At 37.3% G+C, this 22,673-nt stretch carries 9 protein-coding genes; 8 read left to right on the forward strand and 1 reads right to left on the reverse strand.

Going from position 1 to position 22,673, the window contains the following annotated elements:
* Positions 1 to 639: 639 nt before the first annotated feature.
* The 4 genes from QZU77_RS03385 to QZU77_RS03400 all read left to right on the forward strand — a co-directional run bounded on the left by QZU77_RS03385 (position 640) and on the right by QZU77_RS03400 (position 14,373).
* Positions 640 to 10,650, forward strand: a complete 10,011-nt coding sequence (locus tag QZU77_RS03385) for an Ig-like domain repeat protein (protein ID WP_295600020.1) — start codon at positions 640 to 642, stop codon at positions 10,648 to 10,650.
* A 265-nt stretch (positions 10,651 to 10,915) separates the two neighbouring features.
* The gene (locus QZU77_RS03390; protein ID WP_295600023.1) at positions 10,916 to 12,739 is read left to right on the forward strand and encodes a threonine--tRNA ligase; all 1,824 of its coding nucleotides are present in this window, start codon (positions 10,916 to 10,918) and stop codon (positions 12,737 to 12,739) included.
* A 52-nt stretch (positions 12,740 to 12,791) separates the two neighbouring features.
* On the forward strand, positions 12,792 to 14,033 hold the full coding sequence (locus QZU77_RS03395; protein ID WP_295600089.1) for a bifunctional 5,6,7,8-tetrahydromethanopterin hydro-lyase/3-hexulose-6-phosphate synthase: 1,242 nt from the start codon (positions 12,792 to 12,794) through the stop codon (positions 14,031 to 14,033).
* A gap of 58 nt (positions 14,034 to 14,091) precedes the next feature.
* Positions 14,092 to 14,373: a zinc ribbon domain-containing protein gene (locus tag QZU77_RS03400; protein ID WP_295600025.1), complete on the forward strand. Its 282-nt coding sequence runs from the start codon at positions 14,092 to 14,094 to the stop codon at positions 14,371 to 14,373.
* Here QZU77_RS03400 and QZU77_RS03405 read toward each other — a convergent pair.
* Positions 14,370 to 15,224, reverse strand: a complete 855-nt coding sequence (locus QZU77_RS03405) for a phosphoserine phosphatase (protein ID WP_295600028.1) — start codon at positions 15,222 to 15,224, stop codon at positions 14,370 to 14,372. The two genes, QZU77_RS03400 and QZU77_RS03405, sit on opposite strands and share 4 nt — an antisense overlap.
* 177 nt (positions 15,225 to 15,401) lie before the next feature.
* Here QZU77_RS03405 and QZU77_RS03410 point away from each other — a divergent pair, with 177 nt between their 5' ends.
* Genes QZU77_RS03410 through QZU77_RS03425 form a run of 4 tightly spaced genes read left to right on the forward strand, consistent with a single transcriptional unit; the run spans position 15,402 to position 22,252 of the window.
* Complete coding sequence (locus QZU77_RS03410; protein WP_295600031.1) at positions 15,402 to 20,540, forward strand: cobaltochelatase subunit CobN; 5,139 nt, start codon at positions 15,402 to 15,404, stop codon at positions 20,538 to 20,540.
* Between the two features lie 9 nt (positions 20,541 to 20,549).
* Positions 20,550 to 21,257 (forward strand): DUF2162 domain-containing protein, encoded by a 708-nt coding sequence (locus QZU77_RS03415; protein WP_292802637.1) that lies wholly within the window; start codon positions 20,550 to 20,552, stop codon positions 21,255 to 21,257.
* Between the two features lie 8 nt (positions 21,258 to 21,265).
* Positions 21,266 to 21,910 carry a MotA/TolQ/ExbB proton channel family protein gene (locus tag QZU77_RS03420; protein ID WP_295600036.1) on the forward strand — a complete coding sequence of 215 codons (645 nt, stop codon included), beginning with the start codon at positions 21,266 to 21,268 and terminating at the stop codon, positions 21,908 to 21,910.
* Between the two features lie 9 nt (positions 21,911 to 21,919).
* Entirely contained in the window at positions 21,920 to 22,252 is a 333-nt protein-coding gene (locus QZU77_RS03425; protein WP_295600038.1) for a DUF2149 domain-containing protein, read from the forward strand.
* Positions 22,253 to 22,673 lie beyond the last annotated feature (421 nt).

Below are 22,673 nucleotides of genomic sequence, written 5' to 3' on the forward strand. Positions count from 1 at the left end.
CCATAATAAGTATACTGAAAAAAAATAATCAACAAAAATATAATAAAAAATCCCTTAAACTATAAATAAACAGTTAAAAATAAGTATTTTTACTAGTACTCCCAAAACTGCGATTCATCCTCGACTTCAGAAGTCGAGGTATTCTCGCATTCTTAAGATAAAGAAGATAATGGGCATGTCGCATATATTATTCATTAACTTTTACATTTAAGGGGGATTTTGTTTAGTGGAGTTGTAATTTTGGTTTGTGTAAAACTCTCTTTAATTTGTTCTTTGATTAGGGATAGGAATATTTCAAATTATTATCTGTTTAAGACTTTCCAAAGTTAAGTCAATCATTTAGTTTCATCGCAATTAAACAAATAAACAATTTAAAGGAATTTAATTTTATTATTGTAAAATGTTTAATGATTTTCATAAGAAAATTATTTTTAATTCAATAAACTATTATATTTAATGAATGAAAGATATATATTTCATTTGAATTGTTGAAAATCATATAGATTAACTTTATATATTATGTACAACTTATATATAACTGGTTAATCTAAGACTTTGATTTTTAGATTAAATCATAAAAATGAGGTTGCGTAAAATATGAAGAAATCGTATATATCAATATTGTTGCTATTTTTAGTAATGATATTAGCAGTTTCTGCTGTCAGTGCAGCAGAAGATATTGATACTTCAGACTCAGACCTACAGGCTGTAGATGAGGCACCTGTTGAAGAGGTGGCTTCTGAGGACGTTGAACCGCTTGCGGCAACGGACGATGCAGATGTAGTGGCTGATCCTGGAGATGGTAATAATTTCACCTCACTTCAAACCATAGTTGATACAAAGTATTCCCATACTCTTCAAAAGGATTACACTAGGGTTGAAGGAGACAGCGATATATCAATAAGTGGTAAAACCTTTACTTTGATAGGTAACAACTACAAAATTGATGCTAATAACTTGGGTGGAATTTTTAAAGTTGATTCTGATGCTACTTTAATTTTAGTCGGTGTGACTTTGGTTAACGGTAACTCAGATTATGGTGGAGCAATTTATAACGAAGGACTACTTACTATTTCTGAATGTAAATTAACTAACAACACTGCTAGTGCTAATGGTGGTGCAATTTACAACGTTGGTACAATAGAAAGCTTTTCTTCCTCCACTTTTGAAAACAATAAAGCAAGTAATGGTGCTGCACTTTATACAACAACTGATACAGAAGTGCGAAGTTCCACTTTTGATGGAAACATTGCAGTAAATAAAGGTGGTGCTATTTATGCAGATGAAAATGTTGCACTAACAGTTGAAAACAGTATTTTCATGAACAATGAAATTACTAAAAACAGCTATTCCAATGGTGGTGCAGCAATATTTAATCTTGGAAACAATTTAAATGTTCGTGGATCCCGATTTGTTAACAACCTAGCTCCTTGGATAGGCAGTACAGGTGCCATATCCTCCTGGAGTACAGGTACTGTATACATTAAAGACTCATACTTCGAACGCAACGTTGCACGTTTCGGTGCAGCAATCGAACTTGAAGAATTAGATCAAAAAGAGGTTGCAGTTGAAAACTGTACATTCTACAATAATACAGGTTATGTTGGTGTTGGTATTAATGCAAATGATAATGTAAAATATTTAAACGTAACCAAATGTACATTTGACTCAAACAACTTCCATGGTCCTCAAGGCGCTCCTACTACTGGTGCTATGGGTGCAGGTATCTGTGTTGGTACTAATACTGTTCCTGTAACATTAGAAATATCTTACAGTGTCTTTAAAAACAATTATGGAGATGATAAAAACGGATCTACTGGTGCAGCTATCCGTTTAGCAAATTGTGCATCCGGTATCATTGACAACTGTACCTTTGAAAACAACTATGGTACTCGTAGCGCTGCAATCAGCAGTGGTACTTTTAAGGATGATGGTGATGTAACTTTAGTTATCAAAGATTCTACATTCATAAATAACCAAGCCACAGACAATATCACTGTGTCTATAGATGAAGAATTCAATGCAAAAATTGAAAATTGTGATATTCAGGATTCAAACAAGTATTCAGTTTATAATTCAGGTACTCTTGAGTTAAGTGAGAATAATATTCCTAACGGTGTTTACAGTAAAGGTACCATTATATCACAAATCAATGCAACTATTTTAAACAATGAGACTGTTACCACTAATGATGGTACATACCTGATTAATGCTACAGTTACTGATGACAATGGTAACCTAATGACAATCGTTAATGGTTTAACCTTTGTGACTGACGGTGCTGAAGTTGAAGCAGTCTACAATGCTACTACTGGAGTATATGAAGGACTCATGACATTACCTGCTCCTGGTATATACACTGTTAACATTACTTATATAGATGAGGATAAGTTGAATGTGAAAACAGCTACTATTAATAACTACAAAGGTACCTTCCAGGACTTGCAGAATAAAATAGATAATGCTATAAGTGGTACTTTAGACTTAGCATATGACTTTGCATTCACTCCTGAACTTGGCGACAGTGAGGTTAATGGTATAATTATTGATGAAGATTTAACTATTAATGGTAATGGTCATACTATCAGTGGTAGTAATGCTGCTAGAATCTTTAATATTACTGCAGGTACTTTAACCTTAACTAATGTCACTGTTTGTAATGGTGCTGCTAGTGAAGGTGCTGGTGTATATGTTGCTAATGGTGCTACTTTAGCTGCTAATGATGCTGTATTTAGTAATAATATTGCACAGGAATATGATGGTGGTGCTATTTATACTAATGGTGGTAGTATTAATCTTACTAGTTGTGTTTTAGATAGTAATGATGTAACTAAATTAGAAGCTAGGGCTTCTGAAAATCATGGTGGTGCTGCAATATATGCTAATAATGCAATGGTTACTTTAACTAATACTAATGTTATTAATAATGGTAAAAATCTCAACCGTACTGAAGGCGATTTAGTTAATGGTGTTTTAAACTTACTCAATTCCCAAACCACTATTGAAAATTGTTTATTTGAAAACAACAATGGTGTTTATGGTGGAGCAATTTATGCTGAAGATGGGACTATAACTATTTCTAAATCTAGTTTCCTTGCTAATAATGCATATTGCGGTGGAGCTATTCAATTAGAAGGAAATTTAAACTTTGAAATTAAAGATACTATATTCACTGAAAATAACAAAGCAGTAGGTATTGGTAGTCCTGGTTATACTGCTGGTGGAGGTGCCATATTTATTAAAAACGCTGGTGGTTCTATTGATAATATTACTGTGAAAGATTCTTATTCAGCCCAAGGTGGTGCTGTTGATATAGAAAGTACCAAAAAAACTAATATTACTGGCAGTACTTTTGAAAACAATCACGCTGATAATTTGGCAGGTGCACTTTACTTATATGCTCCTTCTATAACTGTTGACAATTGTACTTTTAAAAACAATAGTGCTGATAAAGGTGGGGCTATTTTTATTTATGATAATAGAGGAGGATCTGCAGCTACCATTAATAATGTAATATTTGATTCAAATAATGCTACTAATGCTGGTGCTCTCTGGGCATGGGATAATGTTGCTATTTCTGATTCTAGATTCATCGATAACACCGCTACTGAAACAGGTGGTGCTATAGTTTTCACTAATTACTGCACTGATTCTTCCTTAACTAACTCTAACTTCACTGGAAACACTGCTGAGGATGGTAATGCAATATATAATAATCAAGGTGTTATCACATTATCTAAAAACAATGTGTCCAGCGAAAAAGCTGATATTGTAAGTACAGGAATAATCAAATCAACAATCTACATTGAAATCTTGAACAATGGTACTACATACCACTGTGGCGATATTACTCTTCAAGCTACTGTTACAGATGATATTGGTAACTTAATGGATATTACTGGTCTCAAATTCAAAGTCAATGATACTGCAAACTCTTTAGTTGATGCAAAATATAATCCTGATAATAGATTATATGAAGGAATTTACACTCCTAAAGATGCTGGTATATTCAACATTGATGCTAATTGCACTACTTCAGCCAATTTAGTAATAATTACAACTGCTAACATTACTATTGTCAAATCATTAATCGACATCCAAAACATGATTGATGCAGCTGACGCTGGTGACATTATTGAGTTAACCGGTGATTACGCATATGTTGAAGAATTTGATTCAAGCATTAAAAATGGTATTGTAGTTAATAAGACTGTAACTATTGACGGTAAAGGATACACTATTTCAGGTTCCGATGCCGCCAGAATATTTAATGTTGGTAATAATGCTGTTTTAAATTTATCTAATGTTACTTTAACCAAAGGTAAAGCTTTAAATGGTGGTGCTGTTTATGTTAATGCTGGTGCTGAATTGAATGCTGATTATGTAAACTTCGATGAAAACACTGCTGCTGAACGTGGTGGAGCTATCTGGTCTGCAGGTACTGTAACCATTGATAATTCAGGATTTGACAGCAATAATATTACAGAAAGGAAAAACAATGTTGACAATGGTGGAGCAGCTATCTACAATTACGGTACTTTAAATGTTGATCACTCATCATTCACTAATGACCTTAAAAACTATGTTGTCAGAACTGGAGATAATAATAATCCTCAATTTATTGAGGCTGTTGTTTTCAATTCAGGCAAAGCTGTAATAAATAATTCCTACTTTGAAAATAACAGTGGTACCTATGGAGGTGCTATAGCTTCATATCCTATACTCGGTGCTACCAAAGCTAGTTTAACTGTTGAAAATTCTGATTTTGTCAATAACTTAGCATATTGCGGTGCAGCTATCTATATCGCTGCAGATAAAGGTGAAGAATCTTATTTCTCCATTGATAATTGTACATTTATAGGAAATAATGCTACCGGTATTGGCAGTTATGGTTACACTTCTGCTGGTGGTGCAATCGTTATAGTAGATATTGCTGAAGGTACTATTAAAAATTCCAAGTTCTATAATAACACAGCTACCGTAGGTGGTGCTGTTGATATTAGTAGCAATAATAATGCTAATAATGTTATTGATGTAGAAATTGATAATTGTGACTTTGAAAACAACACTGCTGTCGGTTCTCCTAAAAGAGAAGCTGTTGGTGGTGCTATACGTACCAATACCAAGTATGCAACTGGTGACATATTGAATTTAACTGTTAATAATTCCAACTTCACCAACAATAAAGCTGCTGCTGGAGGTTCAGCAATTTACAGCAACGGTACTTTAACATTATCCGGAAACAATGTAACTTCAGGAAATGCCGAAATCGAAGTTGGTGCAAAAGGATTTATAACTTCAACCATTAAAGTAACAATCCTTGACGGTGAAGTTAAAACCATTGAAACTCTGGAAGCTGAATTATCCGCTAAAGTGACTGATGATGAGGATAACCTGATTAAAGACGCCCAATTCAAATTCACAATAAATGATGAGGAAGTTGCTGCAGTTTATAATGCTGCTAATAAATTATATGAAGCTACTTACACTCTTCCATCTGCTGGTATCTATCCGGTAAACATTACCTATGCCAGTGATGATGAATTGGAAGTTGAAAACGCTACTGTTAAATCCATTTATGGTACTTTCACACAATTACAACAATTAATTGATAATGCAACTGATACTTTAGTTTTACCATACAACTTCACATATAATGCTGAAATTGATGGTGACGCATTGAAAGCTGGTGTGGTAATAAACAAAGCATTGACTGTAGACGGTAACGGTTCCACTATCAGTGGTGCTGATGCCGCTAGAATCTTCCAACTCAATGCAAATAACATTAACATTACAAACACTACTTTCACTAATGGTCATGCTAACACTTCAAGTCAACAATTTGCTGACTGGGGTGGAGCAATCTACTCTAACGGTGCTTATAACAGTCATGTAATATCTGATTGTAAGTTCTACAACAACACCGCTTACAATGGTGGTGCGATTTACTTAAGTAGTGACGGTAGTGACATCATCGGTTGTGAATTTGAAGACAACAATGCTACCGCATCCGGTGGTGCAGTATTCCTATATGGTTTGAATGATGCCATTTCTGATTCCACATTCAAGTTCAACATGGCAGATGAATTAGGTGGAGCTGTTGCATGCTACAGCGGTCAACAAGCTGCTGAGATTACAAATTCTGTTTTCATTGGCAATGCTGCTCTTAAAAACGGTGGTGCAGTATCCATGCAAAAAGCTGCAGGTAAGATAACTGATTCCAATTTCACAGGAAACACTGCTTATAATGGTGGTGCTGTCTACTGGGGTGCAAATGGAGGTTCCATCACTGGTGGTGAATTCATTGAAAACAAGGCATTTGGTGATTTAGGTGGAGCAATCTTTGCTGAAGGTACTGGTTTAACCCTTACATCCACATTCACTGAAAACTATGCTGATAACGGTGGAGCCATTGCTGTATTTAAAGATGCAACAATCACTGAAAGCACATTCACCAACAACACTGCTAAAAATTATGGTGGTGCAATATACGTGAACAGCAGTGCAAAACTGGACATTACAAAATCTGCAATGAAAAACAACTCTGCTACTGTCGGTAGTTCAATTTATTCCAACGGTACAATCGGATCCACTATTGTCAACGCTACAATCTTAGATAATAAGACCTTGAATGACACTGGTTTAGGTGATCTTTACGTACTCAATGCTACATTGACTGATGATATGGGCAATAGCATTTACGACCCTAACTTCAGATTCACTGTAAATGGTGTTGAAATTGAAGATGCTCCATTATATCATGATGGAACCGGTTTATACACTCTTGGCTATGCTGTGGAAAAAGCTGGTTTAAATGTCATTTCAACCAGTTACAGTGCTGCTGGCTTGCAAGTGTTCACTGGTGCTTTAGATATTCCATTAGCTAATGTTACCGAGTTCACTGTTAAGGTTGAAAGCATTGTTGAAGGCGAAAACGCTACAGTATTCGTAACCCTGATTGGTGTGAATGACGCTGGTTTAAATGCTATTGTTACTGTAATCGTTAACAATGAAGATCATGCTGTAAATGTTGTGAATGGTACTGGTAACATTACAATTGATGGTTTAGCTCATGGTCAATACCCGGTTGTTGCAATGTTTGAAGATCCTAATTACGAACCTGCAATCAACTCAACAGTATTCTACGTCAAAGGAGCTACAAAATTAACCGTTGAGTCAGTTGAAGCTAACTACAGTGACATTATCACAATAACCGTCAACTTGACTGACAGTGAAGGAAACCCATTAACCGGCATTGTTAATGTCATGGGTGAAGACGTATTCGTAGAAAACGGTGTTGGAACATTTACCATTGACACTCAACCTGATGTTGGCACCTACAATTGGACTGCAGTCTATGAAGGTAACAACGCCTACATGAACTCCAGTGCTGATTTCACAGTGACTGTTAACGTCAAGGAATTGACTGAGGATGACTTGTACATAGAAATCTCTGGTGATGCCCCTGACAATGTGACCGTTTACATTGAAGGTCCTGTCGGTGAATACAATGTTACTGTTGACGGTCAGACCGTAACTGTGCCTGTTGTATATGATGAAGAGGATGGATTTGCATGGGGCGAAGCTAACATCACAGGATTGACTCCTGGTGTGAAAGTCGCCACTATCTCACTCGATGATCCTCAATACAAATTGGCCGAAGACGTATCCACCAAGGAATTTGAATACCTAGGATACCCTGAATACACTGTGAATATTACTGGAACCTATCCTAATGCTGTAATCAACATTGAAGGTCCTGACGGAAACTATACCGTATCTATCGATGAAGACCATCAATATGAGATTACCGTAAAAGATGGTGTTGGCAGTCAAAATGTTTCAGGCTTATTCGCCGGTGACTATGAAGCATATGTTGAATTTGAAGAACAAGATGGATATCATGGTGTTGATAGCTGGGTTGATTTCACTATTGCTAAAGCTCCTTTAGATATTGCTGAGCCTGAAGTAATCGGCGATATGGTAATCGGCAGTCAAATCAACATTACTTTCACATTACCTACAGACGTTGACCCTTCCAATGTATCCGCATTCATGGATGGTGAACCTGTTGATGTATTCATCATCAATGAAACCACTGGAGTCTACACTTTAGTATTATACGGTTTCACTGCTGCTGAAGGTCATTATTTCGTTGTTCAAGTAAACGACCCTAACTATGAGGATGCTATTGCTGAGGTATATTTCTCAATTGAAAAAATCACTCCAGCTTTAGAGGTTAATGATACCGTTGGTGAATGGAACGAATCTGTTGACATTCCAATCAAATTGACCGGTGCTGACGGCACTCCTATCACTGGAGATGTTATTGTCACTGTATCATGGGGTGTTGATGGCAAAACTCAAGTGGTAACACTTAATGAAACTGGTGAAGGTGTTGCAACCTTTGCAATCACTGAATCTTTAGGCAATTTGACCGTAACTGCGAAATACTATGGTGACGATACCTACTATGCAGTTGAAAAAACAGCTACATTAACCATTACAGACTCTATGGAAGCTAAATTGGTTGTTGTTGCTGACAGTCAAGTTCCATACAATGATACTGTATATGTGAATGTAACCTTAACCAATGCTCGTGATGCTGTAATCGGTAACGCTACAATCACTTACACTGTTGACGGTGGAGAAGTTCAAACAGCAAAGGTTAATGAAGATGGATTTGTAAGCATTCCAGTCACTGGTTTAGCTGGAGGCAAACACACTATTGAAGTCAAATTCAATAATGAATCATACAGTCCTGTTAGTGAATCCGTAACTGTTACTGTAACTCCTATAGCACCTGTTGTAACATCCAATGTTACTGAAAATGCTAAAGTCGGTGAAAACGTGACTATTACCATAATCGCTCCTGGTTTAACCGGTAATTTCACTGTGACTGTTGACAGCGATCCTGTTACCTTTGATTTACCTGTAATTGATGGTGTTGCAATCATCAACGTTACCGGTTTGGCTGCTGGTCACCACTCATATGAGGTTATCTACAACGGTGATGAAAACTACACAACCGGCACTGATGCTAACTCATTCGATGTTGCTCAAGTTCCAACAGAAACCGCTTTAGACATTACAGTTCCTGAAAACTCAACTGCTCCTGTAATCAGTGTTGAATTGCCTGAAGACGCTACAGGTTACTTGCTGGTTGATATTGACGGTGATAAAAAATACTATGCTCCTCTTGTAAACGGATCTGCAACTATCCAAACCGATTCATTGGATGCTGGAAACCACACTGTAAATGTCACATACACAGGTGATGATAAATACGCTAAAGCAAGTGTTAGCAAAGAGATTACTATTAACACTATTCCGGTTAATTTAACTGCTAGTGCTGCTAACATTGAAGTTGGTCAAAACGCTACAATCATTGTCAAATTGCCTGAAGGCGTTGATGGTGTCGCATTAGTTGAATTGGATGGTGTATACTATCCTGTGACTGACGGTAAGGCTGTTATCGAAAACTTAACTGAAGGCACATACACTGCAACTGTAACCTTTATGGGTAACGGCTTATATGAGGACAATGAAACCACTGTCACATTCAATGTGACTAAAGTTAAGGTCTCACCTGAACAGGCATTCAACATTACCGCTCCTGAAAACAGCACTTCACAAGTCATTTCAGTCAACTTGCCTGAAGATGCTACTGGATACCTATTGTTAGACATCAATGGAACACAAACACACGTCCCATTGGTCAACGGTAAAGCAAATGTGACTGTCCCTACTCTTGCTGAAGGTACTTACAACGCTACTATCACATACACTGGTGACGACAAGTACGGTCCAATCACAACAACCAAGGAAATCAACGTGACATCCAACGTTCCTGAAAACGCACTCAACATTCCTGACAGTGCAAAATCAGATGAGCCAACCACTTACTCCATTAGCTTGCCAAGCAATGCTACCGGATACCTTGAAGTGGATGTTGACGGAACCAAGTATGTTGCTGCTTTAAACAATGGATCTGCCAGTGTAACTATACCAGCATTGCCTGCAGGCAATCATAACGTGACCGTTACATACACCGGTGATGCTAATTACTCACCTGTGAGCAAGGCAACCACTTTAAGTGTAGCTGCTCCTGTATTCAACCTATCTAACAACAAGAACGTGAATGTTGTATACTCAGCTAAAGCCAACTACAAAGTTCTCGTGACTCGTGACGGCAAGGCTGTTGGTGCAGGTCAGACCGTTACTTTCAAGTTCAACGGCAAAACATACACTGCCAAGACTGACAGTAAAGGTTACGCAACCTTGAATCTCAATACTAAAGTGAAAGTCAAAAAATACACTATCACAGCAACCTACAATGGCGTAACAGTCAAAAACACAGTCAATGTGAAACACTTGATTAAGGCTTCTAACAAGAAGATTAAGAAATCCAAGAAAGTCAACAAGATTAAAGTTAAAACCAATAAGGTCAATGGTAAATACCTTAAAGGTAAGAAGTTAACTTTAAAAATCAAGGGCAAAAAGGTTAAAGCTAAAATCAACAAGAAAGGTGTAGCTACTTTCAAACTCAAGAAGAGCATTACTAAAAAGCTCAAAGCGGGTAAGAAATACAAATACACCGTAACCTACGGTAAGGACAAAGTAACCAAGAAAGTTAAAGTTAGAAGATAGGGATTAAATTTAATCTCTATTACTTTTTTTATTTTTTCATATAGATTTCAAAATCAACAAACGCTTATTTTTCAAACAACTGTCATTTAAACACAATACCAATTAAGAATCAACCCACTTTTTCATAAAACAATTGTTTTAATCACACTCACAATTCATTTAACGAAACATAATCCCCGGTCCGGAAACCCTCATGTTTTCACTTCACTAAATTTTTATATAATATTAAAAATAGAAATTAAATCATTAATATATTGGTGATTAAATGAGAATACTTCTTATTCATTCTGATTATTTAAACTACAATGTGAAAAAAGAGACACCTGTAGCCGAGAAAATCGAAGAAGCCAAAAAACAAGGCCAATTCGATGATTCCCTGGTAGTGTTTACAGCTGTCGAGAAAGACGATGAAAATAATCCAGAAGGTATCGTTAAAAACTTAGTTAAAGAAGTTTTAAAAACTAATGATCAAGTTAAAGCAGAAAATATAGTGTTATATCCATATGCCCACTTATCTTCATCATTAAGTTCCCCAAAAGTCGCTGTTCAAATCCTGAAAGATGCTGAAGAGGCACTTTTGGCTGAAAACTTAACAGTTCAAAGAGTACCTTTCGGATGGTACAAGGCATTCGAGATATCCTGCAAAGGACACCCGTTAAGCGAGCTTTCAAGAACCATAACTGCCGAAGAGGAAGAGGCAAAGGTTGAAAGGAAACCGTCAAAATGGCAAATCCTCGAAGGGGACAAGATCACTCAAATCGATGAGTTCAACTTCGAAAACCATGCCTTCAAGCAGCTCGTCGACTATGAGCTTGGACGCGGAGCATCAGATGAAGGAGAACCTCCACATGTTAAAATCATGCGTGAAAAGGAAATCTGCGACTACGAGCCTGCATCAGATGTCGGAAACCTCAGATGGTACCCTAAAGGAAAACTCATAAGGGACCTTCTTGCAGACTACGTCTATGACCTCACAGTCGACCGTGGAGCGATGCCTGTTGAAACCCCAATCTTTTATGACCTGGACAATCAGGCAATCTACGAGCACGCATACAAGTTCGGTGAAAGGCAATACCGTACCGACACCAAAAAGAATTTAATGCTGAGGTTTGCTGCATGCTTCGGAGCATTCAGACTGATGAGCGATTCATACCTCACATGGAAAAACTTCCCTGCAAAGATATTCGAATTGACCAGGTACAGTTTCCGTTACGAGAAAAAAGGAGAAGTCGTCGGTCTTAAAAGATTAAGGGCATTCACAATGCCGGACTGCCACTCATTCTGTACAGACGTGCATGCATCCCTTCAGGAATTCTCCGAGCAAACCGACATGTGCATGCAGACCGGCGTGGACCTCAACCTTGACTTCGAGGTTATCTTCAGGGCAACCCAGGACTTCTTCGAGGAAAACGAGGAATGGATGTACGATATCGCAAGGAAATTCAACAAACCTATCCTTTTAGAGATCTTGCCTGAAAGACACCACTACTGGGTGTGCAAAATAGACCTTGCCAATATCGATGCACTAGGACGCCCAATCGAAAACCCAACCGTGCAGATTGACGTTGAAAGCGGTAAAAGGTTCGACATCACCTACCTCGGTGAAGACGGCAAGCAGCACAACCCGACAATCATTCACACTTCCCCAACCGGAAGTATCGAAAGGGTCTTATGCGCAATGCTTGAAAAGACCGCAATCGAGCTTGATGAAAGAGCGCCAATGCTTCCAACCTGGCTGAGCCCAATACAGGCAAGAATACTCACAATCAGCGAGGCACACAAGGAATTCGCAGAGGAACTCTACACAAAAATCAACGCCGCCAACATCCGTGTCGACATTGACGACAGGGATGAAAGCGTAGGTAAAAAGATAAGAAACGCATCCAAGGAATGGATACCATACATTTTCGTAGTCGGAGACAAGGAAATGGAATCCGGCAAGTTCCAGGTTACAGTGCGTGAAACCGGCGAGAAAGTCGACATGAGAGTTGACGAATTGATCAGTGAAATTAATGCTAAATGCGAAGGAAAACCATTCAGAAGATTGCCTTTACCAAAGGACATCTCAAGAAGGATTAACTTCCAATAGTTTATTAAAAATAAAAATTATATTATAATATGGAGGAAATTTAATGGACCCAATGTATAGAATAGGAGAAGCCCTTATTGGAGACGGCCCAGAATTAGCACACGTTGATTTATTAATCGGTGATAAGCAAGGACCAGTAGGCCAAGCATTCGCTAACGGTTTATCAAACCTTTCAGTAGGCCACACTCCACTAACAAGTGTAATCAGACCTAACTTAATGACCAAACCGGCTACTTTAATAATTCCTAAAGTAACAGTCGGAGACCTGGATGATGCAAGCAAAATCTTCGGACCTGCACAGACCGCAGTTGCAAGAGCCGTTGCAGATGCAGTGGAAGACGGATACATCCCAAAAGACATAGTTGAAGATATCGTGATTAACGTAAGTGTATTCATCGACCCATCCGCTGAAGACTACAGGAAAATCTACCAATACAATTACGGTGCAACCAAACTGGCAATCAGAAGAGCAATGGAAGGATACCCATCCATCGAAAAAGTGCTTGCGGAAAAAGACCGTGGAACTCACCCAATCATGGGATTCAAAGTCAAAAAACTCTGGAGCCCACCATACCTGCAAGTTGCACTTGACCTTGACAATGAAGCTGCAATGGAAAGAATCATCAACGATTTACCAGACAACGACAGGATCCTGCTCGAAGCGGGCACTCCTCTTGTCAAAAAATTCGGTGTTGGAATCATCGGCAAAATCAGGGCATTACGTCCGGATGCATTCATCATTGCTGACTTAAAGACTTTGGATGTAGGTCGTGTTGAAGTTAAGATGGCAGCAGACGAAACAGCTGACGCAGTTGCAATTTCCGGTCTCGGTACCGTTGAATCAATCGCAAAGGCAATTCATGAAACCCAAAAACAAGGAATCTATTCCATCTTGGACATGATGAACGTTGCTGAGTTCGAGAAAAAACTCGCAAAACTGCCTGAAGACTTAAAACCTGACATCGTATTGTTACACAGAAATGTTGATATGGAAACCTACAGGGCAGAGCACGGTGAAGACACCAGCGACATGACCGAATGGGGTAACATCAAGGACATCAAATCAGCACTCGGTCCTAAAGGACTCGTTGCTGTTGCAGGCGGTATCAAGCCTAACAATGTTGAGGAAGCAATCACCAAAGGCGCTAACATCATCATTGCAGGAAGATACATCATCGGTTCAAGAGATGTGAGAAGAGCTGCACAAGACTTCTTAGAACACTTTGACCCAGATCCAGACAACATGAGACTTGCAATGGATGAAGACGAAAACATTGAAGTGAAAGACGACTAAGTAAATTAGATTAAATCTAATTTACCTTTACTATTTTTTTTAAAACAAGGTGGATACTATGGGATTTTGTAATTCATGCGGACAGCCAATAGTAAAAGAGGATTACGGTACAAACAAGGACGGCAGCCTAAACCCGGACTACTGCAAGGACTGCTATCAGAACGGCGAGTTCACAGAACCCGACATAACTCTCGAGGAAATGATAGTTAGAAAAACAAAAGAGATGATGGATAAAAATCCTAGACTGGCAGAAACCCAGGCAACAGGCATCACTGCAATGTTCATTCCGGGATTGAAAAGATGGAATCCAGAGTTTCAAGATGATGACCTTATCTTTTAACTCCTATTCAACATAAATTCTTTAACTCTATTTGCGATGAACTCATCCTGTGTCTGATGAGTTTTAATATTATATAATTCTTCCTGCAAATCATTGAACCTGTCAACCAAGTCATTGTATTCGATGATAAGGGAATCATATTCTTTTTCCAAGCCTTCAGTTTTATCATATATTTCAGCATAGCTTGTTTTTGTGTTTAAATTTTCCTGCTTTAGGTGATCATACTTTGATGACACTTGATTGTAGCTTTCCTTAAGTGAATGATGCTCTTCCTTGAGATTTGAGCATTTGTTTTTAAGGTTCTTGTTCTCTTCCTTGATGCTTGAGTATTTTGTTTTCAGGTTTTCGTTTTCTGTTTTTATGTTGACGAATTTGTTTTTAAGGTTCTCGTTTTCAACAATAAGCTTGGAATGCTTGTCCCTGATTGTCTCGTTTTCTTGTTTCAGGGATTCTAGATTTTCATGGTGCAGGGTCTGGTACTTGTTTTCTATTTCATTCAGGGCATTGTCCTGTTCGGTTATTTTTGCCTTCAGCTCTTCAATCTCCCTTTCATATTCCAAAGTAGATGGGACGTTTGTGTTGTTTTCAATTTCTTTTTCCAATTTATTCACTTCCTCGACGTATAAATAATTAGCCACTTTCAATGCTTCTAGTTCTTCCTCTCTACTTTTAAATTCCTCAATTTCGGAGTTTGGGATAATTAGGACTTCCTCCTTGTTTTCGTAGATGTCCTCGTTTTTCGGCACGGTTATTTGTATCTGTTCGGTGGTGTATTTTTTCCTCTCACCGTTTTTCAGTGTCCGGTTGTATTCCCTTGAATATTTCTTTACAATACCATTCCCAAATTTCATGATTATCCCCTAGATATTAATGTTTTAAGTTTTGTTTTTTTGATTAAATAAATATTTTGTAGTTTAATTTTTTAGTAATACTTTTTATATTTATTTGACTATGTTAGTAATACTTTAATAATATTTATTAATAATGATTTTAAATATATAAATTATTTATAAGTTAATGGGATAAAAATGTTTAGAAATAAGAGAGGTTTTTTAGTAATATTCGCAATTTTTATCATAATTATTTCTACTCAAGTTGTTTTTGCTATAGAAAATGGCACTGATTTGAGTATTGAAAACAATCAAGCGATTGATAGTGGCAATGATTTAATTGTAGAAGAGATTGTTGGTGAAGATTGCGCAGAAAGCGGAAGTGAGCTGAATTCAGATAGGTTAAATTCACATGACATGCTTGAACCTGAAGACACTTCCTCTTCTCAAGATAATTATACTCTGTTTTTTATTAGTGATAATCCTGGCACTAATATTCTAGATGCGGCTAGTCGGGAACTTTTCAATGAGCATGATTTCAAGAATGTCAATATAATTGTCAGAAGCGGTGAACAGGTTAAGACAATGAGTGAAATGGAATTAGTGAATTTAATATATGAATCCGATGCATTCGTTGGAGAGTGGATTAGTACTGATGTTGATGCCGTTTTGACAAGTGCTATTGAAAAATATCCTGACCTTGTAGAAAAGCAAGTGTTTTTGACATTGGAACCTCCTTCAGGGAATTTGAATTCTGGATCTTCTTCCATTAATTTAATCAAACAGAATACAATTAATTATAATAGGATTTTATCATCATTTTCAACAGATGATATCATTACATATTTTTCAAATACTCAGAGGGGAACTGCTTACGAAGACATTGAAAGATATATAAGGGGTGATGGTGCTGCATTCAATAAAGTGTTAAACGATTTGGTGTTGTATAAGGATATCAATGACAAGAACAACATGAAAAATCAAATTCTATACATTTTGAATCATTTGGGTTTAGATGTTGATTATGATGAACCAAATTTCACAGGGTCTTATCTATATGGGATATACAGGGAAAGGTGGTTTTCTTTAGATGAGTATATTGCAACTTATTTTGACTCTTCAAGAACTCGTACTGTAGGTATATTGGAAAGTACGATGTATGTTTCATCCCAGCAACTGCATCCAACATATGCAATAATAGAATCATTGGAATCTAAAGGATATAATGTCATTCCAGTATTTGCTGCTGGAGGTACAGCTGAACAGTTAAGGGTTATGGTCGAATCTTTCACAAGTGCTGGCAGTGACATTTCAGGATTTTTAGCGAACTCATCAAATTATGAAATGTATGTAGATGCCATAATATCAATGGTTGCATATGGGGTAGGCGGAGAAAATTTTACTAAAACAATAGACTTTTTTGAAGAGCTCGGAGTTCCAGTTTTCAGGGCTGTCCATTCCGATTATGTTTCAAATGAACAGTGGGAGCTTGGAAGTACAGGTTTGACCACAGAAAAAAGTGATAAATGGTGGCATGTTGCTATTGCAGAGGCACAAGGTATTATTGATGCTACATTCATTGGAGGTGTTTCATCATACATCTCAGAATTGACCGGTGCAAGAATCGTCACATATATTTCTCATGTAAGAAACATTGATTTGTTGACTGACAGGGTAGACTCATGGGTAGACTTGAAATATGCTGAAAATGGTGAAAAGGTACTCTCCATAATCTATTATAACTATCCTCCAGGAAAACAGAATATAGGATCAAGTTATTTGGATACAATTACCAGCATTTATAATATGCTATACACTTTAAAGGCCGCAGGATATAAGGTTGAAGATTTGCCTAACAATGTTTCAGAACTTGAAGACATGATTTTAAGGTGTGGAATCAATGTAGCTAATTGGGCTCCTGGTGAACTTGAAAAATTGGCTAATCAATCCGGTGTAACATTGTTTCCGGTAAGCGAATACACTGAATGGTTCAATTCATTAGATGACATTATTAAGTTGCAGGTTCGTGAAGGTCCAGTCGCATACATTGGAGAGTTGGCAAGAAGGGCGGTTGAGTTAAACTACACCGTGACTATTGGGGATACAATTGATGATTGGTTAAATCAGGTAACTTCATTGCTTCCTGATGATAAGGCTGCTGATGCCAAAGTCGTTTTAAATAAGATTGTAGGTGCATTGAAAAACTATACCAAGACCCAGGATATTAAATACTTCAATTTGTTCCAACAGTATTTTGCCGAATTCAAGCAGCTGAATGTTTCAGGATTAAACGGATGGGGTGACTCACCGGGTACAGTAATGGTTGTCAATAGGAATGGAATCGATTACTTTGTGATTCCGGGTTTGACATTTGGAAATATTTTCATTGCTCCAGAACCTCAGAGGGGTTGGGAGGCGGACATTTCAAATCTATACCATTGTACTGCCGTTGCTCCAACACACCAGTATTTGGCAGCATATTACTATATGCAAAAATATTATTCAAACGCAATGGTCTTTGTTGGAAGGCATGCAACTCATGAATGGTTGCCTGGAAAAGAGATTTTATTGTCAGCAACTGATTACGGATCTGTTGTTGTTGGAGATGTGCCTCAATTGTATTTCTATATTTCTGATGGTTTGGGAGAAGCTATTCAAGCAAAAAGAAGGGGATTTGCAGTATTGATTTCGCATTTGACTTCTCCAATGTCTTATACTCATTTATATGGAAATTTAACAATTTCGGTTAATTTGATTAATTATTATTATAATACTGAAAATGTAGAATTGAAATCAGAGTTTGCACAGCAAATACGCCAATTCATTATTGAACAGGATTATTCAATGAATTTGGGATTAAGTGTTGAGGAAGTGGCAAATTTAGCTGATGATATTCTTGTTGATAAGTTGGACACATTTTTAAAATCGCTTCAGGATGTTCTCTATCCTTTAGGTCTTCATGCTTTAGGACAATATTGGACAGAACAAGACCTTGCAAGCACGGTTTCGGTAATGCTGTCATTCGATTTTGAAAGCGAACAAGGTGAAACCAACCTATTCGATGAACTTTCATACATATATTACTCTAAGGATTATGACAGTTTATCATCTTTTGAAAGAGAATTTATCCTCAACAAATCATATGATATCTGCAAAGCCCTGATTTATTGGGATGTGGATGATATTTACAGAACATTGGTTGCAGGAAATAATTTATATGATAATGCAAAAGTTCTTGCCTGTTTGCAATTGGCTAAAAAATACATAGGTTTGATTAATGAAAGTGTAACCAATGAAATGAATTCAATGCTCAATGGGTTAAACGGCAGATATATCCCTATTAGTGCTGGGGGAGAAGTAATATTAAACCCAATTGTTCTTCCAACAGGAAGGAATATGTATCAGGACCAATCCCAGGAACTACCAACTCAGGATGCATGGAATTATGCAAAGACATTGGCGCTCTTGACCCTATCCGGCTTGAATGATACAACTGATAAAGTCATAATGGGAATTTGGTGTGTTGAAACTGCAAGGGATGACGGGGCTTTGGTTGCATCCGTTTTATATCTTCTTGGAATGAAGCCAGTATGGTCAGATTCACCAAGTGCAGGATATTTCATAGATGATGAGGATGATCCTGACCATGACCATGGGGAAATAGGTCAAAAAACCAAATCAATGCCGGAATATATTCTTTTGGAAGACTTAACTCGTCCTGAAGGTTGGGATAAGAAAAGAATTGATGTAACTGTGATTACCAGTGGTCTGTTTAGGGATTTATACTCTTCTCAATCCATTTTGTTAGATAATGCGTTTAGGGTTGCACTTGCAAGATCTTACAATACCATTGTTCGAAACAGTACTCTTATGAGAAGTCAATACGGTAAGCAAATAAAAGAGGCCATTAATTTTGTCATGGGAGGCATAGGATATTATGGTATTAGTTCAGAATCACTTGAGGATAATTACGTTGCAAAGCACTGGGTTGAAGATTGCATATACTATTTAAGTCAAGGTTATAATGCCACTTATGCAGGTGAATGTGCCATTACACGCATTTTTGCACCACCGAACGGCGATTATGGTGCAGGAATATCAAAATTGGTATCAATGTCATGGACCTGGAACGATACAAGCGAGCTAGCCGACTTTTACCTTGGAAGGATGGGAAACATGTATTCCAAAAATTATTGGGGAGATACAAATCCATTGGTATTCCTTAGGGCACTATCCAATTCAGATACAATCGTAACTAGCCGTAACACTAATCAATATGGTGTTCTCGACAACGATGACTTCTTTGATTATTGGGGTGGATTGTCCATGACAGTCGAGAAGATATCTGGAAAAACCCCTAACATGAACGTATTGATGTACGCCAATAAGGATAAGGCATATATTGCATCCTTGGAGGAAGTGATGTATCAGGAAATTGCTTCAAGATATGACAATCCCGAATGGATTAAGGGAATGATGGCCGAAGGATACAGCGGTGCAAGATACATGTCAAATAAATTTGTAACTAATCTATATGGTTGGCAGGTTACCAGACCTTCTGCCGTCAGTGATGCTTTATGGAACAGAGTTTATAATACTTACTACAATGACAGATACAATATTGGTGTTACCGATTGGCTGAAAACTGGAAATAATGCATATTCCCTTATTTCAATGAGTGGAACAATGTTGACTGCCATTCAGGAAGGCTATTGGAATGCAAATGAGGGAACAATAAGAAACATTGCAAACACATGGGCTCAGGCAACAGTTCAAAATGGTGTTGCCTGCTGTGACTGCAGCTGCGGAAATATCGCAATGATGCAATGGGCAGTTCAATATGTCAATCCTGATATTTTGGCACAGTTGCTTCCTAAATTATATGAGGCAACCAAAAATCCGGTATTTGCAAACAATACTCAATCAACTGTTCCTCCAGAAACTCAGGACAATGTCCAAAATCAGAATGAGGCGTCAACAAACAATCCAGTTGAGGGTTCAACTTCATCAGCCACTATTGCAACAAATTCAAGTTCAACAACCAATCAAGCTACCGCACAAAACGGTGAAAATGCACAGGGTGAAGCATTTTCAAATGTCGGTGCAGGCAGTGAGTCAGTACAGGCGGGAAGTTCTTCTGTTGAAGGTGCTGACGTTAAAAAATCAGTTGAAATCAATCCAATCACTTCACAGTCAGCAAGTGAAGTTGGATTGTCTCTTATAGCGGTTATAGCTATATTGTGTTTGATTATGGTTATAGCATTCGGATACTTTAGAGACAGTGACGATAAGGATAAAAAACATGATTTGGATAAGCTTTTCAGAGAAAAATTTTAGGTGATTAAAATGGATGCGATTAATATTTTATGGCAAGTGGGTATTTTATCTGCTGTTTTGATTTTTGGAATTAAATTGGGTCTGGCAACAGGTCTGGCCAATATGTCAAAGAAATATTTGGCATTGGTTTCCATTGGATATGGTGGAGGTGTGTTGATATTGACAGAAATCTCTTCCCATTTCACACAGCAGATTACAGACTTGATTTATACTTATAATTTTGAATTTTTCCTGATAATGGCAATAATCATGATTTTGGCAGGATTGTTCACAATAAGGGAATATAAGGTGTTTGAAAAGAACACAACCGCCGCAACTTGCATGGCTGTTGTGGCACCTTGTCCGTGCTGTTTTGGATCTATTATAGTGAGCATCATGCTTGTTGCACCTACAGTTGGTTTGGGATTGATGGATTTGAGTCTTGTCGTTGCAGGTGCATTGGTTCTGACAATTGTTCTAACCTATTTTGCATCCAACCACCTTGTTAGGTTTATTGATAAGCCATATCCGATTGTTTTAGGTAATTTCATGTTCTTTTTGGGAATATATTTCCTCCTCTCAGCATTGTTTTTACCAAACATCACAGCAATGATTCAAAATCCGATGGATGCAATATCAATATCTTCTCCTTATTCATTGATTGGAGCATTGATACTGATATTGGTGATTATTGGAATAGGCGGAATAATTTCAAGGAGAAACAGCAATTTTAATTAGGTGATTTTATGGTAGCAACAATTCCCGGCAGCGAAATATTGACTTCAACATTAAACATGATTTCTCAAAGTCTGCAGATTCCCGTAATTATCTTTTTAGTGATATTTGCGGTTTTCGCAGTCTTGGCTATTGGAGGGCTGGTTTCTGAGTACACTTCAAGAAAAAAAGTCACTCCTGACCTCATCGAGCAGCTAATATATTCAATTTCAAATGCGGGCTCTTTAGAGGAAATAAAGGACATAATTAAGAACGCAAAAATCTATGAATCCCAGAAGGTTGTCCTGATTAAAATTTTAAGATCAAGTTCCCTTACAGTCGATTCAAGGCATGCCCTTGCAAAGAAACTGATAGAGTTTGAGGAAAACAAATTCACAAAGACAATAGAGAAAACTGATGTGGTAACTCGTATAGGGCCGACTTTAGGTTTAATGGGTACTTTAATCCCAATGGGTCCAGGTCTTGCCGCATTGGGTGCTGGTGATGTAAATACTCTTGCCAACGCGATTATTGTAGCATTTGATACCACTGTTGTTGGTATTGGTGCAGGTGCTGTGGCCTACTTCGTATCAAAAGTAAGACGCAGATGGTATGAGGAATACCTGTCCAACTTGGATGCGCTTGCCGATGCGCTTCTGGATAAATTAAATCAATGAGGTTTTCACATGGTTCTAGACAAGTCTAAGAAAAGATTTTCAGAAGGTGAAGAGGATCCGATGGCAGGAACCTCAAATCTTGTTGATGCAATGCTTGTTATTGCAGTTGGATTGCTGATATTTGTTGTAATAAGTTGGAATATGCAGAGTGTTGTATTTCAGGATTCGCAAGACCAACAAAAGGCCATTGAGGAATCATCACCTGATGTGACTGAAGTGGCTGAAGGACAGGTTTTAAATGAGACTCCAGATACCTCCGACAGCTCCGGTCAGGGATACATGGAAATGGGTAAGGTCTATAAGGATCCTTCAACGGGAAAATTGATAATGGTTGAAGGTTAATTTTTTTAAGGGATTTTGTTAAAAATCTCGGTATTCTTTTTTTACTTTTTATTTTAACTATTATTAACTTAAACTTGATTTAAGTATTACTTTTTTTATTATTTTCCTATTTTAGTAATAAATTGATTAGTTTTAAATATTAAATATTATATAGTAATAATTAAGGGTATAATTTTATTATTACCTTTAATAAATTTTTAAAAATTCGTATTAAATATTTGGAGGAAATTATTTTGCAAAGTAAAAGAAGAAATTCGATATTATTGATTGCATTGCTTTTCATATTATTGATGTCTATCTCTTTTGTTAGTGCACAAGAATTAGATGATTCAAATAATGATGATTTGGCTGTTGATAATAGCGAATCTGTAATTGAAAGTCAAAATGATGGACTGGATGATATATCTAGTCAAGATAATGA

The organism is uncultured Methanobrevibacter sp., from assembly GCF_902774605.1.
Classification (GTDB): domain Archaea; phylum Methanobacteriota; class Methanobacteria; order Methanobacteriales; family Methanobacteriaceae; genus Methanocatella.

What these genes read in the sequence shown, in the direction of transcription:
- QZU77_RS03415 (WP_292802637.1), top strand. Translation starts at nt 20,550, where the DNA reads ATGGATGCGATTAATATTTTATGGCAAGTGGGTATTTTATCTGCTGTT.
- QZU77_RS03420 (WP_295600036.1), top strand. Translation starts at nt 21,266, where the DNA reads ATGGTAGCAACAATTCCCGGCAGCGAAATATTGACTTCAACATTAAAC.
- QZU77_RS03390 (WP_295600023.1), top strand. Translation starts at nt 10,916, where the DNA reads ATGAGAATACTTCTTATTCATTCTGATTATTTAAACTACAATGTGAAA.
- QZU77_RS03425 (WP_295600038.1), top strand. Translation starts at nt 21,920, where the DNA reads ATGGTTCTAGACAAGTCTAAGAAAAGATTTTCAGAAGGTGAAGAGGAT.
- QZU77_RS03410 (WP_295600031.1), top strand. Translation starts at nt 15,402, where the DNA reads ATGTTTAGAAATAAGAGAGGTTTTTTAGTAATATTCGCAATTTTTATC.
- QZU77_RS03400 (WP_295600025.1), top strand. Translation starts at nt 14,092, where the DNA reads ATGGGATTTTGTAATTCATGCGGACAGCCAATAGTAAAAGAGGATTAC.
- QZU77_RS03405 (WP_295600028.1), bottom strand. Translation starts at nt 15,224, where the DNA reads ATGAAATTTGGGAATGGTATTGTAAAGAAATATTCAAGGGAATACAAC.
- QZU77_RS03395 (WP_295600089.1), top strand. Translation starts at nt 12,792, where the DNA reads ATGTATAGAATAGGAGAAGCCCTTATTGGAGACGGCCCAGAATTAGCA.
- QZU77_RS03385 (WP_295600020.1), top strand. Translation starts at nt 640, where the DNA reads ATGATATTAGCAGTTTCTGCTGTCAGTGCAGCAGAAGATATTGATACT.